22 protein-coding genes and 2 pseudogenes are annotated in these 23,555 nt (G+C 41.5%); 15 read left to right on the top strand and 9 right to left on the bottom strand.

The genetic code is table 11. From position 1 onward, the window contains the following. Positions 1-337 precede the first annotated feature (337 nt). The 6 genes from folP (at position 338) to ACLFKQ_RS06040 (ending at position 4,776) form a co-directional block, all read left to right on the top strand. On the top strand, positions 338-1,171 hold the full coding sequence (gene folP / locus ACLFKQ_RS06015; RefSeq protein WP_448998944.1) for a dihydropteroate synthase: 834 nt from the start codon (positions 338-340) through the stop codon (positions 1,169-1,171). A 141-nt stretch (positions 1,172-1,312) separates the two neighbouring features. Continuing rightward, positions 1,313-1,765 (top strand): cupin domain-containing protein, encoded by a 453-nt coding sequence (locus ACLFKQ_RS06020; RefSeq protein WP_448998945.1) that lies wholly within the window; start codon positions 1,313-1,315, stop codon positions 1,763-1,765. A 234-nt stretch (positions 1,766-1,999) separates the two neighbouring features. Continuing rightward, positions 2,000-3,598, top strand: a complete 1,599-nt coding sequence (gene gpmI, locus ACLFKQ_RS06025) for a 2,3-bisphosphoglycerate-independent phosphoglycerate mutase (protein WP_448998946.1) — start codon at positions 2,000-2,002, stop codon at positions 3,596-3,598. A 15-nt stretch (positions 3,599-3,613) separates the two neighbouring features. Then, positions 3,614-3,763, top strand: coding sequence for a hypothetical protein (locus tag ACLFKQ_RS06030; protein ID WP_448998947.1), 150 nt, complete (start codon positions 3,614-3,616; stop codon positions 3,761-3,763). A gap of 32 nt (positions 3,764-3,795) precedes the next feature. Continuing rightward, positions 3,796-4,026, top strand: coding sequence for a preprotein translocase subunit SecG (gene secG, locus ACLFKQ_RS06035; RefSeq protein ID WP_448998948.1), 231 nt, complete (start codon positions 3,796-3,798; stop codon positions 4,024-4,026). 30 nt (positions 4,027-4,056) lie between these two features. Further along, the gene (locus ACLFKQ_RS06040; RefSeq protein WP_448998949.1) at positions 4,057-4,776 is read left to right on the top strand and encodes a peptidase; all 720 of its coding nucleotides are present in this window, start codon (positions 4,057-4,059) and stop codon (positions 4,774-4,776) included. A gap of 66 nt (positions 4,777-4,842) precedes the next feature. Here the strand turns inward: ACLFKQ_RS06040 and ACLFKQ_RS06045 are convergent, their stop codons facing one another. After that, positions 4,843-6,468, bottom strand: coding sequence for a DUF6930 domain-containing protein (locus tag ACLFKQ_RS06045; RefSeq protein ID WP_448998950.1), 1,626 nt, complete (start codon positions 6,466-6,468; stop codon positions 4,843-4,845). A gap of 245 nt (positions 6,469-6,713) precedes the next feature. Continuing rightward, positions 6,714-8,342, bottom strand: a complete 1,629-nt coding sequence (gene cimA, locus ACLFKQ_RS06050; protein ID WP_448998951.1) for a citramalate synthase — start codon at positions 8,340-8,342, stop codon at positions 6,714-6,716. Between the two features lie 204 nt (positions 8,343-8,546). Between cimA and ACLFKQ_RS06055 the strand changes: the two genes are divergently transcribed. The 3 genes and pseudogenes from ACLFKQ_RS06055 (at position 8,547) to ACLFKQ_RS06065 (ending at position 10,039) form a co-directional block, all read left to right on the top strand. Further along, on the top strand, positions 8,547-8,723 hold the full coding sequence (locus ACLFKQ_RS06055) for a hypothetical protein (protein WP_448998952.1): 177 nt from the start codon (positions 8,547-8,549) through the stop codon (positions 8,721-8,723). Positions 8,724-8,726: 3 nt separating this feature from the next. Beyond that, positions 8,727-9,263: pseudogene (locus ACLFKQ_RS06060) on the top strand (hypothetical protein). 80 nt (positions 9,264-9,343) lie between these two features. Further along, positions 9,344-10,039: a hypothetical protein gene (locus ACLFKQ_RS06065; RefSeq protein ID WP_448998953.1), complete on the top strand. Its 696-nt coding sequence runs from the start codon at positions 9,344-9,346 to the stop codon at positions 10,037-10,039. Between the two features lie 427 nt (positions 10,040-10,466). On the opposite strand, the gene ACLFKQ_RS06070 is transcribed toward ACLFKQ_RS06065, so the two are convergent. Further along, positions 10,467-11,204 carry a 2-phosphosulfolactate phosphatase family protein gene (locus ACLFKQ_RS06070; RefSeq protein ID WP_448998954.1) on the bottom strand — a complete coding sequence of 246 codons (738 nt, stop codon included), beginning with the start codon at positions 11,202-11,204 and terminating at the stop codon, positions 10,467-10,469. A 103-nt stretch (positions 11,205-11,307) separates the two neighbouring features. On the opposite strand from ACLFKQ_RS06070, the gene ACLFKQ_RS06075 reads away from it, so the two are divergent. Both ACLFKQ_RS06075 and ACLFKQ_RS06080 read left to right on the top strand, forming a co-directional pair. Further along, entirely contained in the window at positions 11,308-12,900 is a 1,593-nt protein-coding gene (locus tag ACLFKQ_RS06075) for a DUF1565 domain-containing protein (protein ID WP_448998955.1), read from the top strand. A gap of 191 nt (positions 12,901-13,091) precedes the next feature. After that, positions 13,092-14,362 (top strand): annotated as a pseudogene (locus tag ACLFKQ_RS06080) (IS701 family transposase). 108 nt (positions 14,363-14,470) lie between these two features. Here the strand turns inward: ACLFKQ_RS06080 and ACLFKQ_RS06085 are convergent. Beyond that, positions 14,471-16,798 carry a caspase family protein gene (locus ACLFKQ_RS06085; protein WP_448998956.1) on the bottom strand — a complete coding sequence of 776 codons (2,328 nt, stop codon included), beginning with the start codon at positions 16,796-16,798 and terminating at the stop codon, positions 14,471-14,473. Between the two features lie 222 nt (positions 16,799-17,020). Further along, positions 17,021-18,187, bottom strand: a complete 1,167-nt coding sequence (gene sat / locus ACLFKQ_RS06090) for a sulfate adenylyltransferase (protein ID WP_448998957.1) — start codon at positions 18,185-18,187, stop codon at positions 17,021-17,023. A 190-nt stretch (positions 18,188-18,377) separates the two neighbouring features. On the opposite strand from sat, the gene ACLFKQ_RS06095 reads away from it, so the two are divergent. Further along, entirely contained in the window at positions 18,378-18,929 is a 552-nt protein-coding gene (locus ACLFKQ_RS06095) for a peroxiredoxin (RefSeq protein ID WP_448998958.1), read from the top strand. A gap of 301 nt (positions 18,930-19,230) precedes the next feature. Here ACLFKQ_RS06095 and ACLFKQ_RS06100 read toward each other — a convergent pair whose 3' ends face one another. Beyond that, a complete protein-coding gene (locus ACLFKQ_RS06100) occupies positions 19,231-19,593 on the bottom strand; it encodes a hypothetical protein (RefSeq protein ID WP_448998959.1) in 363 nt (120 codons plus the stop codon). Positions 19,594-19,631: 38 nt separating this feature from the next. Next, positions 19,632-20,386 (bottom strand): IS5 family transposase gene (locus tag ACLFKQ_RS06105; RefSeq protein WP_448998612.1). Its coding sequence is split into 2 segments (ribosomal slippage): positions 19,632-20,063 and positions 20,066-20,386, totalling 753 coding nucleotides; the frame shifts between segments, so codons are not numbered across the junction. Between the two features lie 265 nt (positions 20,387-20,651). On the opposite strand from ACLFKQ_RS06105, the gene ACLFKQ_RS06110 reads away from it, so the two are divergent. The 3 genes from ACLFKQ_RS06110 (at position 20,652) to ACLFKQ_RS06120 (ending at position 22,258) form a co-directional block, all read left to right on the top strand. Continuing rightward, a complete protein-coding gene (locus ACLFKQ_RS06110) occupies positions 20,652-21,260 on the top strand; it encodes a hypothetical protein (protein WP_448998960.1) in 609 nt (202 codons plus the stop codon). Between the two features lie 65 nt (positions 21,261-21,325). Further along, positions 21,326-21,640: a carbon dioxide-concentrating mechanism protein CcmK gene (locus tag ACLFKQ_RS06115; RefSeq protein ID WP_448998961.1), complete on the top strand. Its 315-nt coding sequence runs from the start codon at positions 21,326-21,328 to the stop codon at positions 21,638-21,640. 267 nt (positions 21,641-21,907) lie between these two features. Then, complete coding sequence (locus tag ACLFKQ_RS06120) at positions 21,908-22,258, top strand: carbon dioxide-concentrating mechanism protein CcmK (RefSeq protein ID WP_448998962.1); 351 nt, start codon at positions 21,908-21,910, stop codon at positions 22,256-22,258. A gap of 81 nt (positions 22,259-22,339) precedes the next feature. On the opposite strand, the gene ACLFKQ_RS06125 is transcribed toward ACLFKQ_RS06120, so the two are convergent. Further along, entirely contained in the window at positions 22,340-22,867 is a 528-nt protein-coding gene (locus ACLFKQ_RS06125; RefSeq protein ID WP_448999466.1) for a hypothetical protein, read from the bottom strand. Between the two features lie 174 nt (positions 22,868-23,041). After that, complete coding sequence (locus ACLFKQ_RS06130; RefSeq protein WP_448998963.1) at positions 23,042-23,503, bottom strand: hypothetical protein; 462 nt, start codon at positions 23,501-23,503, stop codon at positions 23,042-23,044. Positions 23,504-23,555: the final 52 nt, after the last annotated feature.

Consider the following 23,555-nt stretch of genomic DNA (forward strand, 5'->3'; position numbering starts at 1 on the left):
ATTTAGTTTTCCAAATAAAAGATAGGTAATTGGTCTATCTCACTCAGTAAAAAACGATTATTTATGGATCTAAATTCAGCTTATTCTTAGCTTGTTATCTAAACAACAGCATTTATACTATTTTTCTTCTATCAAATTTTGATAAACCCCCAAATTTCACTGATAAGTCAGTAAATATACGTAAAAATTTGAGGTGTTTGCTAGATGGCTACGAAGCGACAGTTACTATGGCGATCGCTTTAATATTTTGCAGGTACAGAGATAGTTAAAACCTATTTGGTTAAAATAAATTAAGTTTGTTTTAGCCGCTATAGATGCAAGAATAAATAATTTCTCAATGTTAAAAATTAGAAACCATTTGTTTGATTGGGGTCGTAAAACTTATTTAATGGGAATTCTCAATGTAACTCCCGATAGCTTTAGCGATGGTGGCATGTTTAATAATCTCGAATCTGCCATACTGCAAGCCAAAAAGGCAATTGCTGCAGGTGCCGATTTGATTGATATTGGGGGAGAATCTACTCGACCTCAGGCTCAGCAAGTATCGTTGGCAACCGAATTAGAGCGAGTTATTCCCATAATTAAAAAGCTGCGTCAAGAAAGCTCGATTCCAATTTCAATTGACACCACTAAAGCCGCAGTAGCCGAAGCGGCGATCGCCGCAGGCGCAGATCTAATTAACGATATCTCTGGCGGTACTTTCGATCGCCAGATACTGCCAACGGCAGGTAAATTAAACGTGCCTATTATCTTAATGCACATTCGTGGCACTCCGAAAACAATGCAAACAATGACCGATTATCAAGATTTGTTAGCAGAGATCGCGGAATTTCTGAAATCACAAGTCGAACTAGCGCTCGACTGTGGTATCGAGCGATCCAACCTGATTATCGATCCCGGAATCGGCTTTGCTAAAAATTATCAACAAAATATTGAAATATTGAAGCGATTAACGGAATTTAGAAGTTTGAAGTTGCCCTTAGCCATTGGAGTATCTCGCAAAAGCTTTATCGGTCATATTCTTGCTAAAGATAATCCCCAAGAGAGAATTTGGGGAACGGCGGCAGCTTGCTGTGCGGCGATCGCTAATGGAGCAGATATTTTGAGAGTTCATGATGTAGCTGAAATGCATGATGTTCGTCTGATGGCAGATGCAATCTGGCGTAAATAATTAAAAATTGAAAGTTTAATTTCGCCCTAGATTAAGTAAAAATAAGTAAAAACATTTTAAATTAAAACTGGCATCGACATTTAAGCTACTATTCAAAATAATATGATGTAATCAGTAAGCAACTGAGGGCAGGGAGCAATAATGAACCAACGTTGTATGATTCCAGTCATCAAAACCGCCAAAGATTATCAAACTTATCGTATTAAACCAGAAGATACTAACCGCGTGGCGATTGTTTTCGATCCCGATAGTGCTAACGATTCTTTGACTGTCTGTGTAGAAATTTTCGATCCAGAGGGGGCAACTCCTCCCCATCGTCATAACTTTGCAGTTGAGATCTTTTTTATCCTTAAAGGAGAAGGCATGGCAATCTGTGATGGCAAAGAAGTTCCACTTCATAGTGGTGATAGTGTATTAATGCCAAAAACGGGAACTCATTATTTGAAGAATACTGGAGCAGAGCGTTTATACGTTCTCAGCATTATGGTACCAAACGAAGAGTTTTCAGAATTGATTCGCAGTGGCATCCCCGCAGAGTTGGATGCAGAAGATCTGCAAATTTTATCGCGTTTAGACTCATTAATTCCCTGCTAAAGTCATAATATTTTGACAAAGCGAACGCACAGGGAAAAAACTTAGGTTTTGCCTAAATTGGACATAAAACATAATTTATTTTGTAGATATCGTACTAAGTTTGTAAATAAAAATTAATAGATATTTGTATTCGTTGACTTAAAAAAGTAAAAATCAAGATAAATACGATCGAACTAAAGCGAATGCAGTGCTATTATCAATGTGCATAGCAGTCATATTTATCGGGTAACAATTATGGTTCAAGCACCTATATCTCCAGTGGTGCTAGCTATCTTGGATGGCTGGGGTCATCGCCAAGCAACAGAAGCTAATGCGATCGCCACTGCAGAAACACCAGTATTTGATAGCCTACTAACAACTTATCCCAATAAGCTAATTAAAACCTCGGGTAAAGATGTGGGTCTGCCAGAGGGACAAATGGGTAACTCGGAAGTAGGACATTTAAATTTGGGTGCAGGAAGAATTGTTCCTCAAGAATTAGTCAGAATATCTGATGCAGTAGAAGACGGTTCGATCTTTCGTAATCCAGTTTTAGTCGATGTGTGCGATAAAGTCAAGGATTCTGGAGGAAAGCTCCACCTCGTCGGTTTGTGTTCGGAAGGAGGAGTACACTCACATTTAAGCCATCTCTTAGGATTGCTAGATCTGGCTAAATTGAACGGCATCTCTCAGGTTTGCATTCATGCAATTACCGATGGTCGAGATACCAATACCACCGAAGGCATTAATGCACTAGGAAAAATTCAGGAATATATAGATAAAACTGGGGTTGGTAGTATTGTTACCGTAAGCGGTCGTTACTTTACTATGGATCGCGATCGCCGTTGGGATCGGGTTCAAAAAGCCTATAATGTTATGACTCAAGACAGTTTAGGCAATGGTCGCTCGGCGATTGAAACTCTCAAAGATTTTTACTCGCAAGACATCACCGATGAATTTATTCCCCCTACTAGAATCGCGCCAGGAGCGGTTAAAGCGGGAGATGGAGTAATTTTCTTCAATTTTCGTCCAGACAGAGCTAGGCAGCTAACCTATGCTTTTGTTCGACCGGATTTTAACGGATTCGAACGTAAGTACATTAATCCCTTACATTTTGTTACTTTTACTCAATACGACTCTACCTTACCGGTAGAATTAGTCTTTAAACCGCAAAATTTAACTAAAATTTTGGGTGAAGTTGTTGCCGATGCAGGATTGCAGCAGTTTCGTACTGCAGAGACTGAAAAATATCCCCACGTAACTTACTTTTTTAATGGGGGAATTGAACAACCTTTTGAAGGAGAAGCTAGAGAACTAGTCCAAAGCCCAATGGTACCAACCTACGATCGCGCTCCGGCGATGTCGGCAGATGAAGTAACTGAGGTAGTGTGTCAAGCAGTAAATAAGGGCATTTACTCTCTCATTGTAGTCAACTACGCCAACCCTGATATGGTCGGACATACGGGAAATATGGAGGCGGCTGTCGAGGCAATCGAAACAGTAGACCGCTGTTTGGGGAGAGTTATTGAAACTGTTAATAAAGCCGGCGGAACCCTGTTAATTACTGCCGACCATGGCAATGCCGAATATATGCGGGATAAGGATGGTAATCCCTGGACGGCACATACGACCAATCCCGTACCTTTGATTTTCATCGAAGGAGAGGGACGCAAAATTCCCGGACACGGTGGTAAGGTCTTCTTAAGGGAAGATGGTCGGTTGGCAGACGTAGCACCAACTATTTTAGAAATATTGCAGCTACCTCAACCTGAAGAAATGACCGGTAAATCCTTAATTCAACCAGCCGAATACGAAGTGAGGAAAAATCGCACTCCAATCCGTATTTCAATCTAATGCCGTTGATGGTTAATGGCGTTGGTTTATCATTTATCCATCGGACTTTGGCAATTAATTGGTTCGTTGTCGATGGGTTCGGGTAACCCAATCGACCATCAACCATCAAAACTCAATACCAAGCCACTGATGTGTGAGATGAAATTAAGACGTACAATAGTATAATTGGCGGTAAATTTCAATTTAAATTTTTAACCATGAAACCATATCAATTAGCTCAAATTATCTGGGCAGCTTCGGCTTTACTATTAATTGTTTTTATTCTGTTACATAGTCCTAAAGGTGACGGACTTGGCGGTATTGGCGGACAAGCACAACTATTTACCAGTAGCAAAAGTGCTGAAAAAAGTTTAAATCGAATTACTTGGGGTTTGAGTATTACTTTTATGGCGTTGACGGTAATTTTAAGTGCGGGTTGGTTGAGATAATTCGAGCGTCAATTGATGAAGAGTTGGCGAATGAAATGGTGGCAACAAACTTTGGTGGGGATCGCTGTTATTTTATTAGTTCATTCGCAGTTTTCGGCTAATCCCCTACCGGATCTTAAGCCCCATCCCTTACCAGGATCTTTAGCCAGTTGGGAAGATAGAGAACGAGCTGGAGATTACTTCGACCGAATTGAGTCTACTCAGATGGGGTACCTAATTTGGTCGGAATTTCCCATTAAGGTATATATAGATCGGTCTTCTTATGCTCAAAATACCGCTAGTCATAATCGTTTCGAGCAATGGTTGGCAACGGTAAGAGAAGCAATCGGCGAATGGAATGTATATTTACCTTTGGTAGAGATAGACAATCCCAGACTCGCAGATATTACCATAGTGCGATTGCTACCCAAGAGAGAAATCAAATTAGATCCTGAAACTGGATTATACGATATTCCCAGAGCGGTCGCAGCTAAAACCGATTATCGCTTTTTGCTTCGAGAAGAGACAGCAACTGTCGCCCACAAAATGACCGTCACCATCAGCCCTAGTTTTCTAGGCGAATCTCTACTCGCTACCGTACGCCACGAGTTGGGTCATGCTTTAGGTATTTGGGGACATAGTTTAGAACTAACCGATGCCCTCTATTACTCGCAAGTCCGCGAGCCCGTGCCCATTTCCTCAAGAGATATCAATACTCTCAGAAAAATTTATCAACAGCCTACTAGACTGGGTTGGAAAAGCGAGAAATAAGCGACTTAGCAAACTTTGAATTAAATTTTCCAGCCAACAATATTACTCTGAACCAGGAGTTTTGTCCTAGAACTCAAAATTAGGCATTAGCTCGAGGGTGCCCATGCCTAAGTCTTCTCCATCTACCGCTTTAGTTTCAAACAGTCCCAGCATATCTTTTAATTGAGGATTACCGCGACTGTTGCCCTTCGCTCCCATAGAAACAATCAATCCACAATAACCTTGAGTTTTTTGACATCCTCGATGCCAGCGGCGCATCGCTTGAAGCTCTTGGGGAACATTCCGGTCATACTCGGCAAAGATATATAGTTCGCCGTCTTGAGTTTGTAAGATACCGAGATCGAAAATATCTCCACTGTAAGGATCTTTTCCCGGATTGAAGCAAATTGCTCGCAACCCTCCTGCGGATTTAATGCGTTCGATGGTAGCTTTAGCTTTGGGACGGGTAGTTTGGATTAAAATTATCGGTAATCCTTCTTCTCTTGGAGGAACTAAATCTAAACACTGACAGTAAGTTCTGGATTCTTGTTTGAGTTGTTCGACGAGTTTCCAAGGAATGCTATCTATGGTTACCAGCGAATCATCGGGAACGAGATTGTCTTGCAGGAGAAGATTGACTTGAGTATCTCGAGCGTCATCTGGAACTCGAACGCTAGTAGCGATCACTAACAGTTCGGCGGTTACTTCGGGTAAAGTAGAAATTGTGGTAGAAATCCTCGGTTTGACCTCGATATTTTTTGAGGGTAGTTCAATTTGATAGGTTTCAGAAATTCTTGCTAAAGGTTTTGGCAGAGGATGGTGGCAGTGGCGATCGCAAAAACAAAGCAGTGTTTCTAAAGCCACGTAGACTATTTTAGCTTCCTCTTCATCCAAAAAAGCTCTTATTCCCTCATAAGGATGCAGACTGCCAAACATGGGGGCGAACTCGCTAGATTCACTCTCGATGTCGGTTTCTACTTCATCGTATTCATCGTAATTAAGAAACCAACAATCTTGCGCTAAAAATGCCTTTTCCAATTGTGTTTCCGATCTCCTCTCACTTAGAACTGCACAGCGAAACTGCTTGAGAGATTCCAAAGAACGATAAAATAGTACTCCATATTCGCTGGACAGCATACCGATGATACACAAATAAATTGTATCGATCCCACAATTTGTAAGTTTTACTTCTAAGATATCGCTATCGGCTAACAATTCCCAGGGCGAGTATTGCCAAACTCGTAGTGCGGCGTTTTCCAACGGGGTTTGATATAAAGGGGGTAGTGCAGGTGGTCGTTGGGTGCCCATGCGCTCGAATCCTTCAAATAGGCGGTCGATTAAAGGTAAACTAGCGGCATATTCAACCTCAATTTCTAGTTCTTGTAATGCACCTCTCAAAAAAAACTGAATTTCGCGATCGCGCACAATAATTTTTTGAGGACGCGCTGGTATTGTAGGATGTTGAGGGGATTCGATCGCTCGCAATAAAGTCCGCACTATGGCTTCTATTCCCATACTAGAAGGCACGACATCCATCGCTCTGACCGAACCTTCCATACCGTCTACCCAAATAATGCATTCTCCGCCAGCTTCAAAGTCTGGTTCTAATTGAGATGCGATATTTTCCAGGGGACGGCGGTCGCCTTCCCAGATGCTGGCAGTTTGAGGAATATTTTTCAGCCTACTTCTAGTTGTTTGAGGAAGAGCAGTCATAGAATTGAGTTTTGTTAATCGGTTTAACTCGTACGTCTCGTTTGCGTCCGATCCTTAAGTCAGAGATTACTGCGGAGACAGGCAAATCCTTCGGACTGGCTGAGTCTACGACTTACTGCGCAAGCGCAACCCGCGTGCAGTGCGGGCGACCGTTGGTCAATTTGAGGAAGCGGTGCGACCCCGAGTAAAGGTTTTCCGCAGTGATAGACAGCCCAAAGCTTTATTGTTAACGGCAGGGCTTGTGTTTACTTCGTCAGTTTGGTTTTCTCAGCGGTTTCTAGAAGTAAACCGTATTCGATGCCTTCAACTACTGCTTGATAGGAAGCATCGAGAATGTTGGTGGATACCCCTACTGTAGTCCAACGCTCGACACCATTACTCGATTCTACTAGTACGCGAGTTTTAGCTTCCGTTCCTGCTCCTCCATCTAAAATTCTTACTTTATAATCAGTCAGTTGAAACTTAGCAATTTGAGGATAAAACTTAACTAAAGCTCTGCGTAAAGCACGGTCTAGTGCCGATACAGGTCCATTGCCCTCCGCTACTTCGAGCAGATTTTTTCCGTCTACTTCCACCTTAATCGTAGCTAATGCATTGCTGCCCGAACGAGCTACTTCTCGCTCGAGATCGCAGTGAACTTGAAATCCCCGCAGTTGAAACATTGGCTGACGCTGATTTAAAGCCGAGCGCATTAATAATTCAAAACTAGCTTCGGCGGCTTCAAATTGATACCCCTCATTTTCTAAAGTTTTCAATTTTTCTAAGATTTTTCTACAGGTAGGGTCTTGTTTATCTAAACTAATACCAAACTTTTCGGCATAATGAAAAACATTGCTCAATCCCGACTGGTCAGAGATCACAATTCGCCGTTGATTGCCAATGACTCGAGGTTCTATATGCTCGTAGGTTAAAGGATTGCGTTGGACTGCCGAAACGTGAATGCCTCCTTTATGAGCAAAAGCCGAACGTCCGACAAACGGGGCATGGTCTTCAGGAGCTAAGTTGACAATTTCACTAATCGCTCTACTAGTTTGAGTTAATTGAGCTAATTGTTCTTCTTGCAAACACTGGTAACCGAGTTTTAGCTGTAGGTTGGGAATTAGAGTACACAAATTGACATTACCACATCTTTCTCCATAGCCGTTAATCGTCCCCTGTACCATAGTCGCTCCTGCCATCACTGCCGCGAGCGCGTTACCTACTGCCGTTCCCGAATCATTATGAGTATGAATGCCCAGCTTACCACTAGAGCGCTCGGAGTTCAACTCTGGCATGACCGTTCCCATTTCAATAACGATCTGAGTGATTTCGTGGGGCAAAGTACCGCCATTGGTATCGCATAGTACTAGCCATTCCGCACCAGCTTCCAGTGCGGCTTTGAGAGTTTTTAGAGCATAATTGGGGTTATGCTTGTAGCCATCGAACCAGTGTTCGGCATCATAAATTACTTTTCTACCGCGAGCGCGTAAATATTCAATCGTATCGCGAATCATCGCCAAATTCTCTTCTAGGCTAGTCTTTAAACCTTCTGTTACGTGCAAATCCCAAGATTTGCCGAAAATAGTCACCCAGCGCGTTCCCGCTGCTAAGATTCCCTGTACCATTCGGTCTTCGGCTGCAGCTTGATGAGGGCGACGGGTAGAACAAAAAGCTACGATTTCTGCCTGCTTTAATGGCTGTTCCTGCAGCTGCCAAAAAAACTGTACGTCTTTGGGATTGGCACCCGGCCATCCTCCTTCTATAAACGGAATCCCCATAGAATCTAATTTACGGGCAATTTTTAGCTTGTCATCTAAAGATAGAGCTATTCCCTCTTTTTGTGAGCCATCTCTTAGAGTGGTATCGTAAAGCCAAATTGTCCGAGCTTGAGTCATGAGTTTAACAATCTTACTACAATTAAGTTAACAAATGTTAATATGTTTGAAAACAAATAGCTACTTTATCCTATATCTTTTTAGAGCGAGTAATGCCTCCTGTAACAGTTCGAGACCAAACTTTTAGCTGGTAATTTGGCGGGGACTTATCTGAGATTCGATCGAACCAAGAGTTAGATTGCCATCAAGGTAGTTCGAATATGTTTGACTAAAGCAGTTTTTTCCCTAACTGATAAAGATAAATTAAAGCGATCGCTCGTTCTTCAGTTTATAAGTAAAAACTGCGGTCTAGCTTACCAGATAAAAATTTTAGGAGATATTGGTGCTACTGAATCTAAAGGCCGTTGGAGAGAGGGATATAGCGTAGTCGCTCGGGCATAATTTATGAATATTTTTAGAATTTCACCAATTATACGAATTACTCTATCCTCTTTATATCTCGGGCTGACCGTTCCTTTACCTTTTTTAGCTAAGTTTACCAATGCTCCCATACCGCCTTGGCTGTTGTAGCTGGGAATTTTGTTAGGGGCAATCTCTCTGAATGCAGCTTTGAGCCAACGGGTAATCCTCGATTCTGAAAAAATACAGGTAACTTATCCGAATTGGGTACCGCAGTTCTTCCGCAAAGGTTGGTCTTTACATTGGAACGAAGTCCGAGGTTTAAAAATGCGCACTACAGGACAGGGAGGATTAGTCTATTACTTTACCACTAAAAGCGCAGACCGTGCCTACTTATTACCGATGCGAGTAGTGGGGTTTGCCCAAATGGTGAAGTTAGTTGAAACTAAAATCGAGATTGATACTACCGATATTCGTCCCCTCGCTCAACCCTGGATATATTCGATCTTATTTATCTGTACTATCTTTCTCTGGCTAATCGATGGTTGGACAATTTGGACGGCAATGCAAGTAGGAAGTTAAGCAATAATGTTTTGTTTTATTATATTGTAAAGATAAATAAATATATCTTTAGTTTAATAAACTTTTTTAATTAGCTGTGTATGGTTTTATTTAACCCAACGGAACCAATTATTCGTCGCAAACAAGAAGCACTAGATTTTCAAGACCTTCAGGGATTGTGGCAGATTAAACTAGCAATCCACAATAAAACTTTATTGTCTAAATTTTATACGAGAATTGACCAGGTCTTTGTTATCTGGGGGTTGATTTCGGCAACTATTTTTTTTACAGCTCAGTTTGCACCGATTAACTGGACAATTCAATCCCTCTTTTGGTCAGTACTGACGATTGTCGGCACGGTTAGTATGACTATACTGACTCATTTTTGGGTCAAAGTCGAACGATTGCGCTGGGTGCTTTATGCTTGGGTAATATTAATGTTAGGTGGAGTTTTTATTACCGATCTGGGTATTTTTCTAGGATTGGGAATAATTTTGATGTATCTCTGCCACATCTGGTTGGGTTTGAGTGCCCTCGGTTATTTAATTACTGGATGGGGTTTGCGGTCGCGTGCGTTAATAATTGCCGGTGGAATTCACTTACTAGGTATGTTAGTCTTACCATACTGTATTGGCTGGCAGTTTTTAGCGACGGGAACCATTACTGCAGTTAGCCTATTAGTATTTGCCGAAACACAGTGGGATATGCGTTCTCCAATTGATAATTACGATTTTTTAACCGAAGCCCAACGAGAATTCAATCGAAAACAATATTTAATTCGTCAAACTGGATGTTAGAGAAAACGAACGATCTCTCGTAAGATTTATTGACGATCTCAAGTGTCAACTCATCTCTCTCGATATTAATTGTTATGGTTCAAAATTTGTTGGTTTGGGGTTAGTAATTAATTAGTGCTGTGTCAACATTATTTTGATGAGTATTTTTCCAAAGTCAAAATAAATTCCTTTGACCTTTCTCCCTTTCCCTTTACCCGCCACTCGGTCGTTGGATGTCAACGGTACACCGAAATTGAATTCCGGTGCCTGCGTTGACTTCGCAAAATCCAGCGCGTGCGAGTGACCATTGGTCAATTTTTAATTGACAAAACATTAGTTAGTTGTCCCTCAAAGTAATTTCTCAATTGACGAAGGATCTGCCCTTGCTAGCGATCGACACCAATTTTCAGATCGTTAATTAGAGCCTGTCGCCTAGGATGTGGCTATCCTAATGATACTTAACTAGAACACCAGGCTCACGTTGAATGGGAAGAACATCCAAAAAATCAGTTCTAGCACAGTATTTTAAATCCTCATCGCCGTCTAAGTGTAATAAACGCTGTCCGTGGCTGCATTGACGAAAAACATTGAGTAGATTATTGCGCCACTGACTGTAAAGCGCGATCGCGCCGATAGTTTCATCATTACCGATCAGATCTATTTGAGGTAGGTCGCTATTTTGCAAAATTAACTGGGCGATCGCGCCAGCGCAAGCAGTATCTTCAACAGAATAAGCACCCTGCCATCCCGATCCTAACAACCACAAAACTTTTGGCTGTTTTTCTAATAAAAAGTTAACTGCCGCTTGGCGATTGACTTGGGCGGCAGTGATTACCGTAGTAGCCGCTTCAACTCTTCTTAAAGCACGAGTACCGTTAGTAGTAGATAAAAATAGGCGTTTGTCTTTTACTACCTCTGATTTACACTCGAGGGGAGAATTACCCAAATCAAAACCATCTACTTTTTTTCCTCCTCGTTCTCCTACTCGCAACAGTTTTTCCGGCTGCCACAAATTTGATTGTTCGGTTAATTCGTCTAGATCGCTAAAAACTCGAACTGCTTCTGCACCAGCGTTTAAAGCAGTGGCAATGGTAGTAGTCGCCCTTAAAACGTCAATAACTACAGCACAGTCAGGAAGATAGTCCTTAGGAGTTTCTTCAGGGGTATGGTAGACGAATATTTTCACTTGGTTATACTTAGTTAAATGAATCGAAACTTACGCAATTATACGTTATTTGTCATCAGTTGCAGCTTGTCTATAAATCGTTCAAAAATAGATGTTGTTACTGATGGGGAGAAAGATTATGAACTTGGGCGATCGCCATATCTCAGTCATAGCTAAAATTCATGGTAAATATTTTATCGGTCTATCACTAGCTGCAATCTTACCTTTACCGTTGAGTTTGCTGGCGCAAGCACAAACAGTTAACCTAAGAGATAGTGTTACTCAATTAGCTCCAGAACAAAGCATTATTTACGTCGATCCCCAAACTGGAGATGATGCTGAAGGAAATGGAAGCCGGCAACTGCCATTAAAAACGATTACTCAGGCTTTAAAATTAGCCCAACCGAATACCACTATCGATTTAGCTTCGGGAACTTATAGCGAGGCGACAGGAGAAACTTTTCCTATAGTCGTTCGAGAAAACGTCTCCCTTGAAGGAACTGCCGGAGGTAAAGGACATAACGTAATTATTCGCGGCAACGGTTACTTTATCAGTCCTACAGGTGCGGGTCAAAATGTGACGATCGCCGCGATCGAAGATGCTGCGGGCATTATTGGGGTAACTGTAACTAATCCCAATAATCGAGGACATGGCTTGTGGATCGAGTCGGCTAGCCCCATCGTATCGAGTAATACTTTTAGTGGTAATGGTAATACAGGAGTATCGGTAAACGGCGATAGTTCTCCCTTGATTGAAAATAACCTGTTTTACAACAATGCCGGAAATGGTCTTTTAGTGTACGGAACCTCCCAACCCCAAGTCAACAGCAATATCTTTGAAAAAACTGGTTTTGGAGTTAGCGTAGTTCAAAGTGCCGCTCCTACTCTGACAGATAATAATTTTACTGGTAATCGTATTGGAATTATTTTAGAAGGCAACTCTCAAGCGATCTTACGTAACAATCAAATTGAGAACTCTTTAGAAACTGGTTTAACCGCGATTTCCCAAGCTCGCGTCAATCTCGGCACTATCGACCGACCGGGTAATAATATCTTTCGCGGTAACCGAAAACTCGATATTCAAAACGCTAGCAGTAATTCGATACCTGCAGTAGGTACGGAAATTAACGGTAATACCGCGGGAAATATCGATTTTCGCGGCGATAGTAACCCTAGCATTGCCAAAACTTCTGATAACTTACCATTGCCCAGCGATCGCCCGCCTCTAAAACTTCGAACCCAACCATTACCAGTCTCTCGCTCACTTCCTACAACTACCAGACCGCCACAAGCCGTAGAGGATAGTTCCGACAAACTTTCGTCTCCTCCCACGCTACCTTCTCCACCGCCACTTGCTTCAGCTGATAGTGAAGAGCGAGAGTTAGTGTTTAACGCACCCGAACCAACATCTCAACAAGTACCTTTCCCTCCTCAACCTAATACACCATCTCCCTTAAATAGCAATCACACAGAAATAAATAGCCTATCTGATGTTTTAGGGTCGTCTAATGCGACGGACGTTCGATATAAAGTATTAGTAGAAACCACCAATAACAGCCAACAAACAACGGTGCGATCGCTCTATCCAGAAGCCTTCGCTACTGTATATCAAGGTAAGTCCATGCTGCAAGTAGGGGCATTTAGCAATAAAAGCAAAGCCGAAAATGCTTCACGTTCTCTCCAGAACCTGGGCTTAAATACTTACATTTTGGAATAATTTTGTAATTTTGCCAGAGCTTTAATGGTGCTTCTACTCGAACCGACTTACTTCTTACCTAAACATGGGTTCGGGTGGGAACTGAAACCCCGATCTTAACGGTACTTAAACAATTTAAACAGACAAAATAAGATAGAATACCTTTGCTGATTAACTTTAACATTATTCTAAAGCCCGATCGCACTTACTTTATGAAAGAAACTACTCCCGCAGCCATGCCTCCCTGTTTCGATAGATGAGATGGTGTCAAAAGTTTGATGATTTACTGAGAACTAAAGCGCAAAAAAGGGAATTCAGACATTATTTAGGAGGATTATTAGGGGAAAGTGAGCGAAAAAATGTATCTCAAATGGCTAAAGACGCAGTAGAGGTCACATACCACAAATTACACCATTTCTTAACTGAAGCAACTTGGTCAGCGAACAAGATAAATGAACGTCGCTTAGAAGTGATGAACAAGTGTAATCAAACGAGAATCAGTAAGGGATTTAGTCTAATTGTTGATGACTCTGGGCATAGAAAAAGTGGTAACTTTACCGCAGCAGTAGGTCGTCAATATATTGGGGAAATTGGGAAAACAGATAATGGCAATGTTGTAGTAACAACTCATCTATATGATGGCCAAAAAAGCTTACCTTTAGACATAGAACTATATCAACATGGTAATTCGTTGCCCGAAGGAAAGAAAGACAGAGAATTCAAGAAAAAACCCACCTTAGCCTTAGAATTAATCGATAAAAGTTTGAAGAGGGGATATCGACCAGGACTAGTATTAATAGATTCGTCCTATGGTAACAACACAACTGTTTTACTCGAACTGGAAAAAAAGAAATTAAAGTATATAGGAGGAATCGCTAAAAATCGTAATATTTTGGTTAAAACTCCATCAAATCAATTAGAAAAAATCAGAGTAGATGAATATGCTCAATGGTTATCTGATGAGGAATTTAAGGAGATTCAAATCCAGGGTGAAAAACCTAGAACCGTCTGGGTAGCAATAATAGAAGCAGAAATATCAAGGCTAGAAGGAATCAGAAAAATAGCTATCGTCATGAGTGCACCAATCTTTGAAGATGCTGAAGATATTGACTACTTACTCACAAATGTTGAGGGAGAAATAGTAACCGAGCAATGGATAGTTCAAACTTATGCTCAGAGAAACTGGATAGAAGTTTTCTATCGAGAAGCCAAGGGATGGTTAGGATTAAAAGAGTATCAAGTTAGAGATAAGAAGAGTTTGGAAAGACATTTTATTCTAGTTTTTTGTGCCTATACTTTTATCCTTTGGCATAAGCTTACTGGAGGTTTAAGAAGACGTTGGGCGAACAAACCTTTGGAGACATTTCCTGAAGCATTAGAAGCTTTTCGTACAGGTATATCTTATCGTTTTGTCCAATGGTTGAACCAAAATCGCGACGTATTCGTAGCTTATAAAGCTAGTTTGGGCTTTGTTTGGGCTTGATTTTTGTTTAAGTACCGTTAATCTTTAGCTATATTCCGCATTCTTTCGTAAGATAATTGGCAAAATAATCTTAACCCGAACTGACGTTACTTAAGTCCGACGCTCCTTCTAGACTGCTGAAGGGATGGAGCGGTCGGTAACTACTTCATAAACAAAACTGAGAGTCGCCCAATTGTTAACATTTAAAGCATAAACATTACTGCTAGTACTGAGGATTTCCGCCGATACCGAACTAGCTACATGCAAATCTTCTAACAACGCTTCGATTACCTCTAGAGGATTGGGAACGTTTAATACCTGTTCGCGGTCTAGTTTGAGATTGGGCTGTGAAGCTAGAGCAGCTAGGGTGCGATCGAAAGGTTGAGTAGCAAAAATAGCATATACTTCAGCGATACCAGCCGAGATTGAAACCTTCCATTTCCAAGAGTCTTCTGATTCTGGAACGAGTAATTGAGTTTGAGGCGGGATCGACAGATTTTGCAGTTTGATTTTTTTGGCATCAGTTTCTTCAGAGGTATATAAAGCGAAAAGATTACGGTCGGAGTCGATACCAAGTAGAATGCCGTACAGGGGAAAATCACATTCATTAGTCAGACAAAATCTGATGTGAGAACCCTGAGCTAGAACGGGAATCGAAGTTGAAGCTTCTGACGTTAAGAGAAATTCTTTAAAGTTTTCTCGACCGCTTTGTGCTACGCTAGTAGCACGCTCTAAACAAGAAATTTTATTGTTTTCAATTAATTCTAAAGTAGAAGCAACTTTTAAATTAGAAGAAAAATCATTAATAATTAGCTCTAGCCATTTAGCTGCAAGTATATTGTTAAACTGAGGACTCAAGCGACTAACCGCAGATTTAACTGCTTCATTAACCGTCCCCGCAGTACGGTGAATCAGTACGCCGCCACTAGAAGACAAACCATAACCCACAAAAGTCGATTCTCCTTGAGTTTTCGAGGCGGTCTCAGTTGGCGATGGACTCGAATCGGACATGACTTTACCCACGAGACAGTCGGCGTTTTGTTCTCCTGCTGCCACTACCGAAGACACTGCTTTGATATTAGCTAGGGCACTAGTAGCATCTACTCTTTCGATTCTTTGAAGATTGGGATCTAAAGCCACAGTCAAACCCAAATCCCGTGACAATACCCGAATTGACTCTCTAACTAGCATTTTTTCTTTGATACTTTGAATTGCTTCGAGATCTTTACTCACGGGTTTGATGGTGACAATTAATCCCTCTCGGGATTTTACCTGAAGCAAATTTGGCTCGTCACTGTCAGAATTGACCAAACTCAGACAAGAGTCGTTGCCGTAACTATCTAAGATAGTGGCTGGCAAACCGATTAGTTTGACTTCTATATTGCCGTTAGTTTCGACCGCACTCACTACACCTTCTGCACTTACATAATTGCTGTCGTTTAAATAATAAGCAATTGAAGGTTTGACTATATTATTCACAGTTGGCTGCTGCTGTTTGCCCATAACTCTTTCAACGGTTTCGGCACTACGTCCGACCACCGTCGAAATTTTACTACTGGGTGTCATTTGCCACAGAGATTGGCTTAAAGCATAGGTAAATAAGCCCGCGCTAAATCCACTCCACTGTCCTTCAGCAGCTACCTGATTTCGATTGGCGGCGGCAAACACGAGCCCGGGAACGGAAAATAATCTTTTATATGGTTTTAATCCTTTAGCAGCTAGTTGATTTTGGAGCTGTTCTTGAAATACTAACTCTTCAGAATTAATTCGTTCGGCAACCTGGGCGTTAGAACGAACTCGAAAATTGCCTCGCAATAACTGTTCGCTGTTGCCAAAACTAGTATCTAAAACCAGAGTGAGTTTATCTGTAGGGAGAGATTGGGCTAAGAGTAATAGGGTGTCTTGAAGTATCACATTAACAGCAGATGCTGTTTTAGTCGGCAACACTCCATCTACTGGAATTAGAGTATTAACCAATTTGTAAGAAGTATCTCTTTCTACTGATGGCTCTGGGTTGGAGTTGACCCCAGACAAGGGCATTTTTACCCGACCGCCGTAGCCGCTAAAGTGAAAGAAAACGATGTCGTCAGCTTGAGCTTGTCGAATGAGATGTTCGACAAAGGTAGTTTCGATATTCTCTCTAGTTGCCTGGCGATCGCTTAAAATAACGATGTCTTTGGGATGGAAGCCAAAGCGATCGACCAATAGCTCTCGTTGAAGTTCGGTGTCGGTCAAACAACCATTGAGCCGATCGCCTTTATACTGATTGATGCCGATGAGTAAAGCTAGTTTGCGCTTGCTGGTTGCCGCTAAAGCCTGAGTGGAGCTTTCGACCAAAGAGGCAACTAGCTGGTTTTTTTCTAAAGGAGCAATTCCCCCGTCGGTTATTCCGAGAGCAAACAAAGATAATCCAGCCCGTTGTAAAAAAATTCGGCGATCGAGTCCCATATCAACCATTAGCTGTTAAAGATCGGCTATCAGCGTATCAGGAATAGCTGGTAGTTGTCGGTTAATACCAAAAAAGTTTATAGAATATATCCCGATGTTAAATTTTGAAAGTTATAAATTTCTGCTACCCTAGTAGAGCTAATTTTACTAGCACGTAACTAATTATACCACTGTGACTTTGAGAAGAAGGAAGTAGCCTTAATTCCTTCTTCGATGTGATAGTTTTTTGAATTAGGATTTAGCCTGCATGGCTTTTGCCAATTCCGAAGCCACTTCGGGTCGAGAAAATTCTGGTGGTGGTAATTTACCTTCACGCAACATTCCTCTAACTTTAGTTCCCGATAAGTGAATTCGCTCTTCTTTGTTACTGGGACTAGTTTTGGCGGTAGCCATTTGTTTGGTACGAACGCAGTAAAAAGCGTGCTCGAACTTTAAAGGAGTAATGCCTAATTCTTCTGCCTCGAATTCTTCGAAGATTTTTTGGGCATCATAAGTTCCGTAATAGTCTCCAACTCCTGCGTGATCGCGACCGACGATAAAGTGAGTACAGCCGTAGTTTTTGCGAATTAAAGCGTGAAAAATTGCTTCTCTAGGACCGGCATAGCGCATTGCTGAAGGGTTTATTGCCAAGATAACGCGATCGCTGGGAAAATAATGCTCCATCATAATTTCGTAGCAACGCATCCGTACTTCTGCAGGGATATCGTCGCTTTTAGTCGCTCCTACCAAGGGGTGTAAAAACAAACCGTCAACTATCTCTAGAGCACACTTGATGATATATTCGTGAGCCCGGTGAATGGGATTGCGAGTTTGAAATCCCACTACTGTTTTCCAGCCTTTCTTGGCGAATAAGGCTCTCGATGAGGCAGGATCGATTTGATATTCGGGAAACAAAAGATGGGGAAGGCGCTCTAGCAACCAAATCGGACCGGCTAAGTTAACCGAACCTTGATCGTAGATAACTTTTACTCCAGGATGTTTATCTTCATCAGTGCGATAAACTTTTACCGCCTCGTGTTTCTTATCGTAACTATACTTTTGAGTTAGTTTTAAGACCCCAACAAATTTACCATTGGGATCGTCTAAACGTACCAGCTCTCCTTCTTTAAGAGAATTTGCTTCTTCTTCGTTGACTGAGAGGGTTACTGGTATCGACCAAGGAATACCAGTTGCAAGACGCATATTATCGACAACACTTTGATAGTCTTGTCGCTCCATGAACCCGCTGATGGGGCTAAAGCCACCAATAGCAATCATTACTAGGTCTGAAGTGGCTCTTTTGTCTAACCGAACTTTCGGTAAAGATTCGGCTTGAGCTAAAAATTCCGCTCTTTCGGCTGCGGTAGCAAGGCGGTCGATTAATTTACCGCCGTGAGGGGCAATTGTGTCTGTACTCATGTGTTTATTTGTCTAGCTACGATCGACAATTCTAATCAACTATAGCAGGGCATGACGAAGGTTAACTACGCGATCGCTGCTGCGATTTTAGAGTTGAGTTTCTCGAATTTCATCCTACACGATCGATTATTTGTTATGGTGCGAGCAATACTTGTAAACTCATGTTAAGTAAATCATATTTTTACAGATTATGAAACGTTCTACTATAATTCGATGGTTTGCGGCGATCGCGCTATTTGGATTACTATCATTGCAGTTCTCACCCAGTGCTCTAGCTTTGGGTGGCAAGCAACCTCCTTTAAAACAACCCGCACCAGAATTTACTCTTTTTACCAATAGTGGAGATGCAGAAGTAAATCTTACAGACTATCGCGGTCAATGGGTCGTACTATATTTTTATCCTCAAGATTTTACTTCGGGTTGTACTCTTGAAGCTCGTCGTTTTCAACGAGATTTACCAGAATTTTTGGCGAGAAACGCTCGAGTTTTAGGTGTGAGCGTAGACGATGTAGATTCTCATGCCAAATTTTGCGATGCCGAAGGACTTAAGTTGCCGCTCCTAGCAGATACTGATGGCAGCGTTAGTAAAGCTTATGGTTCCTGGTTGAGCGGTAGATCCCTACGGCATACCTATCTAATCGACCCAGAAGGAATTTTACAAGAAATTTTTTTGGGAGTCAGACCCAGTATTCACAGTCAAGAAGTTCTAGCGCGTTTGGATGAATTGAAATCTAATAGTTAAAAGTCAAAAGGCATCGAGTCAGATATTATTCTCGAGCCTTGACTATCCTTTCGATCGAGAACCTATCTTTGTAAGTAACTTTTTATGCCTCAACCTTACAATCTCTCTTTCCTTTAACTTATCTATGAGTCTATTTTCTTAAGGGGTTATATATTTATTTCAATCCCTCACAAGTTTTGCTACCAGGGGTCGAGACTGAAAAAATTTTTATTTAGAATGGATGTTAGCTTCACCAGAACTGAGGTTAATCGATCGAGTTAAAGCCCATTTCTCGATAAAGAAAAGGGCACTTGCTTTTTAATTAAGGACGAGTTTCATTTTCTATAGGTTCTTCTCGTTCGATCTGCTTGAAGAATTTTTTAGTACTTTGAGGTACTGGTTCGTTCAAGTTTAGCTTTTCAGATACGCTTTCTGAGTCATCATTTTTCTCGGCTTCCTGGGACATTTGGGCTTGCATCGCTCTACGATTTGCTTTAGCTGCTTCATATTCTGCTTTTCTGTCTGCCGATTCTTCTCTGGGAAGGTTAACTGCATCGCGCTTTAAAACTTCGGCACGAGCACGATTGAAGTTACCTGGGGTCAAAGCCGAACTCACCAATAGAGCGAACCCCAATAAACAGGCAATCGCGATACGACGTAAGTTACTTTTTAGAAATGTCAACATTTTTACTATTAATAATTTGCTAGGTTCTGTTGACACAATTAACGCAACCAAATTAAAGCCGAAGCAAATTCGGCAAATCCCAAATAACATTCGTCAGTTTTGTCAAAACGGCTGAAAACGCGACGATAGTATTTAAGTTTGTTAAAAAAGCACTCAACTAGATGTCGCTCCTTGTACAGATGTGAATCGTAATCTCTAGGGTTGAGGCGACCAGAACGAGGCGGAATCACGCCTTGAGCACCAGTTTCCTCAATCAAGACCACAAAAGCATCACAATCATAGCCTTTATCGGCAATTACCTGTTGAGCTCGATAACCAGCCACCAATGCCTCTCCTTGACTGATATCGGCGGTTTGCCCTGGAGTCAGAAGCAACCGCAGCGGATTGCCCAACGCATCTACCACAGCATGTAACTTGGTACTAAATCCGCCACAAGAACCTCCTAAAGAGTGTTTTTCTGACCCCCTTTTGCTCCTGCTGCACAGGGATGAGCACGAATCATGGTGCTATCGGGAATTAAACTTTCTAAGTCAGCAGAGTGGGACATTTCTTGCAAGAGACGATGCCAAACTCCCTTCTGACACCAACGCCGATATCGTTTGTAGAGGCTGTTCCAGTTGCCAAAACGTTTGGGTAATTCACGCCATTGAGCACCTGTGCGAGTAATCCAGAGAACCGCATTCAGAAAACGACGACAAGCTTTGGGGTCTTTGATACGGATGTCTTGTTGGTGGCTCAGAACAACGAAAATTTGCTGCCAAGCAGAATCGTCCAACTTAACACGAGATTTCATGAAGAATTTTTTGACTAAAATCAGCAACTTCAGGTACTTTCTCATCTTTGCCTCTTTACGTCAACAGAACCTAAGACTTCAAATTATTTATTCTTCTAGCTTCAGATATTTTTTGCCATCCTACTTAAGATTGAGCTTTCGCCATATACAGCTAAAACTAATGAAATGACAATTAATATCGCGATCGAGCCGTATTCTAGTCTGAGTTGCAGCCAGTAAGGTTACAATTCAAATAAGGTATAGAAATAATGTCGTACCTCGATTGATGACTTATACAACCCAAGAACTAATTAGAATACTCGATCGCGAACTCAAGGAAAATTGGAAAGGACAGCGTATTGTCCTCTCATCAGACAAACGGCTGGGCGATCCCGTCGTCGCCAAAGCCTTAAATATGGATCGAGTGAGTAAAGTCTTTGCCTATCAAGATTTTCGTCGTCAAATCCACGAGTATCAGCAACAGCACCGAGTATCTGCCATTACCTGGCGTAGCTGCAGCTTTAAAGAACGCACGGTTCGCTATCCAGAAACTCACAATCAATTGATTCCCATTCCTGGAGATAAGGAAATTTTAATTAGAGCCAAAAACTCGATCTTAAATTTTTGGCAAGAAGTAACTGTAGGAATGAACTTTTGGTTGGTTAATGCCCCAGGTAGTAGCTCGAAAAATCGCCATCAAAAAATTACTGCCGATTATGTCCGCAAGCTGACACAACAGACGGAGTGGGCTGAGATTGACGCGACACGTACGGAAATTTACCTGGGTTTGTGCTGGGGCGATCCTGCTGAATATCGCTATCAGTGGGCTAAACCTAAGTCGGGATGCGATCGCATCGTCGCTTCTCTAACCCAACCCAGCACGATTAAAATTTAATTTAGTTTTTCACCCAAGTACTTAGAGACCGCGATATAGTAGTTATCAACTATAGAAGAAAATTTATGTCTCAACAAGAAGCAGTAGGAGTAATTCAAACTTTAGGTTTTCCTGCAGTTTTGGCTGCTGCTGATGCTATGCTCAAAGGCGGTCGCACTACTTTAGTTTATTTTGACAAAGGTGAAAGCGGTACTTTTGTAATTGCCATTCGTGGCGGCATTTCAGAAGTAAAACCGGCTATGGAAGCAGGATTGGCAGCCGCTGAAAATACTTTTGGTGGCAAAGTAACTACTCACTACACCGTACCCAATCCACCAGACAATGTGGTTGCGGTTTTACCAATTGACTATAGTGAAACAGTAGAACAGTTTCGATTTTAAAGCGATAGCCTAGTTGAATTTACGGTGGAGCCAATTCGCTCGACAAGGAGAGAGAAAAGTAGGTTAGTTCGGTCGAACTTTGAACGAAGCAAAGTCAATCGTACATCTTTCTATTGAGTTCTTGCTGCGAGTCAAACGAGTTAAACAGCCTATGTTCAAAAGCTCTAAAACCAGCTAAAATTATGATTTGTAAATATATAGTTAATAGTTATTTACTTTTAATAGTTATTTACTTTTATTAGTAACTAATAGATAAGGAGAAAACATATGCCCGCTCAATCTGCGGTAGGTTCGATTGAAACCAAAGGCTTTCCAGGTATACTAGCAGCCGCCGATGCCATGGTAAAAGCAGGAAGAGTTACCCTGGTTGGTTATATTCGAGTAGGTAGTGCCCGTTTTACCGTTAATATTCGCGGCGATGTTTCAGAAGTAAAGACTGCGATGGCAGCTGGAATTGACGCAGTCGAAAAAGCAGAAGGGGCGACTTTAGAGTCTTGGGTAATTATTCCTCGCCCTCATGAGAATGTATGCGCCGTACTTCCGATTGATTACACCGAAGCGGTACAGCCTTATCGCGATCGAGTTGAAGGTAGAGCCTTGCCAATAGGACGCAGTTAAAAACCATAGAATAGAAAGAATTTATTTGCTTGGGGAGTGGACAACTTCCCTTTTTAGTTCATAATCAAGCGAAGCACTAATCTAACTCAAAAAACTCATAGCTAACAATCTTCTCTTGATCGCCCCGACATAGAGAAAAATTGGAAACTGATAGTATTCTATTACCAGCCAAATCAAACAAAATAAGTGAGTTAAAAAAGTCAGTACGGTCCAAAATAAGGGCAGCCAAGACAACGGACTATCTGGTAAGGGAGGAAATAAATAAGTACCCAAACCAACAATCGAAGTAGGAAAAATTACAAAACTCAGTCCGAAAACTAAGTAACCCCAGCCAACTTCAGCACCTTCTCGATGGATTCCTTTCCAATTTTTACCATTCCAATACCAGGTTAAAGGTAGTTGGCTGTCAGCCATTTTTAAGAGCTGCTTGTCAAAATTGGCAGTGAAAATGTGCTGACAAAAGTTACACGCAAAGGTTTCCATTAGTGGCATTGCCGAAATTTTTCCGTGGCGACAAACTGGACAAGAGTATTCTCCTTGAGAATAGAAGCGATCGGATTCAACCCATAGTCCTTTAGAGCGATCGCGAAAATTTGGCGCTTTATACATATACCTTATAGTTAGAGCGACACTACAATACCAATGATGAGAATTTTGGGTACTCAAAATTTTATTATAGTTAATAAAATTTGCCCCGCGAGGAGTTCGCCGCCGATTTGATATAAATATCAATATTTACACGGTCAGCTTAGATCGAGTGCCATTAATTACTATTGACTATGCCTAAGCAAGATTGGGGGGAGTTCGATCTAGTTGCTGGAGTTGCTGTTGAATTAGCCTAGATAGGCGCTCGCGCTGTATTTCGATTCCGGAATTGAGCTCTCCAGGCTTATCTAAAAAAATAATACTATCTACTTGTTGGAGAGAAAATAGCCGAAACAACAAATGGGTGACGGGAATAACCGCAGCAATCGTACTAGGGTCGGGATTATGTTGAAAACTTGCAGCATCTCTAACGCTGCTAAAAGCATAAATAACTTTTTTCTGCTGTTGCAGTTTCGGATTGCTAATAGTGGTCAGAATCCAATTTTCATCTAAGTTTTGTAAGATGTAATATTCTAAATGCTGCAATTGTTCGGCAAATAAACGCAGTACGGGAGCGATCACTTGTTGAATCACTATTGAAGAAACGCCATATTGCGGAGCATCATCTATTAGAGTTTTAAGCTGTTGTTCTAATTTCATTATTCAAGAGACAACTACGGGTAAAAAGAATCGGCTACTCAAAAGATGGGCA

The organism is Myxosarcina sp. GI1(2024), assembly GCF_053543375.1.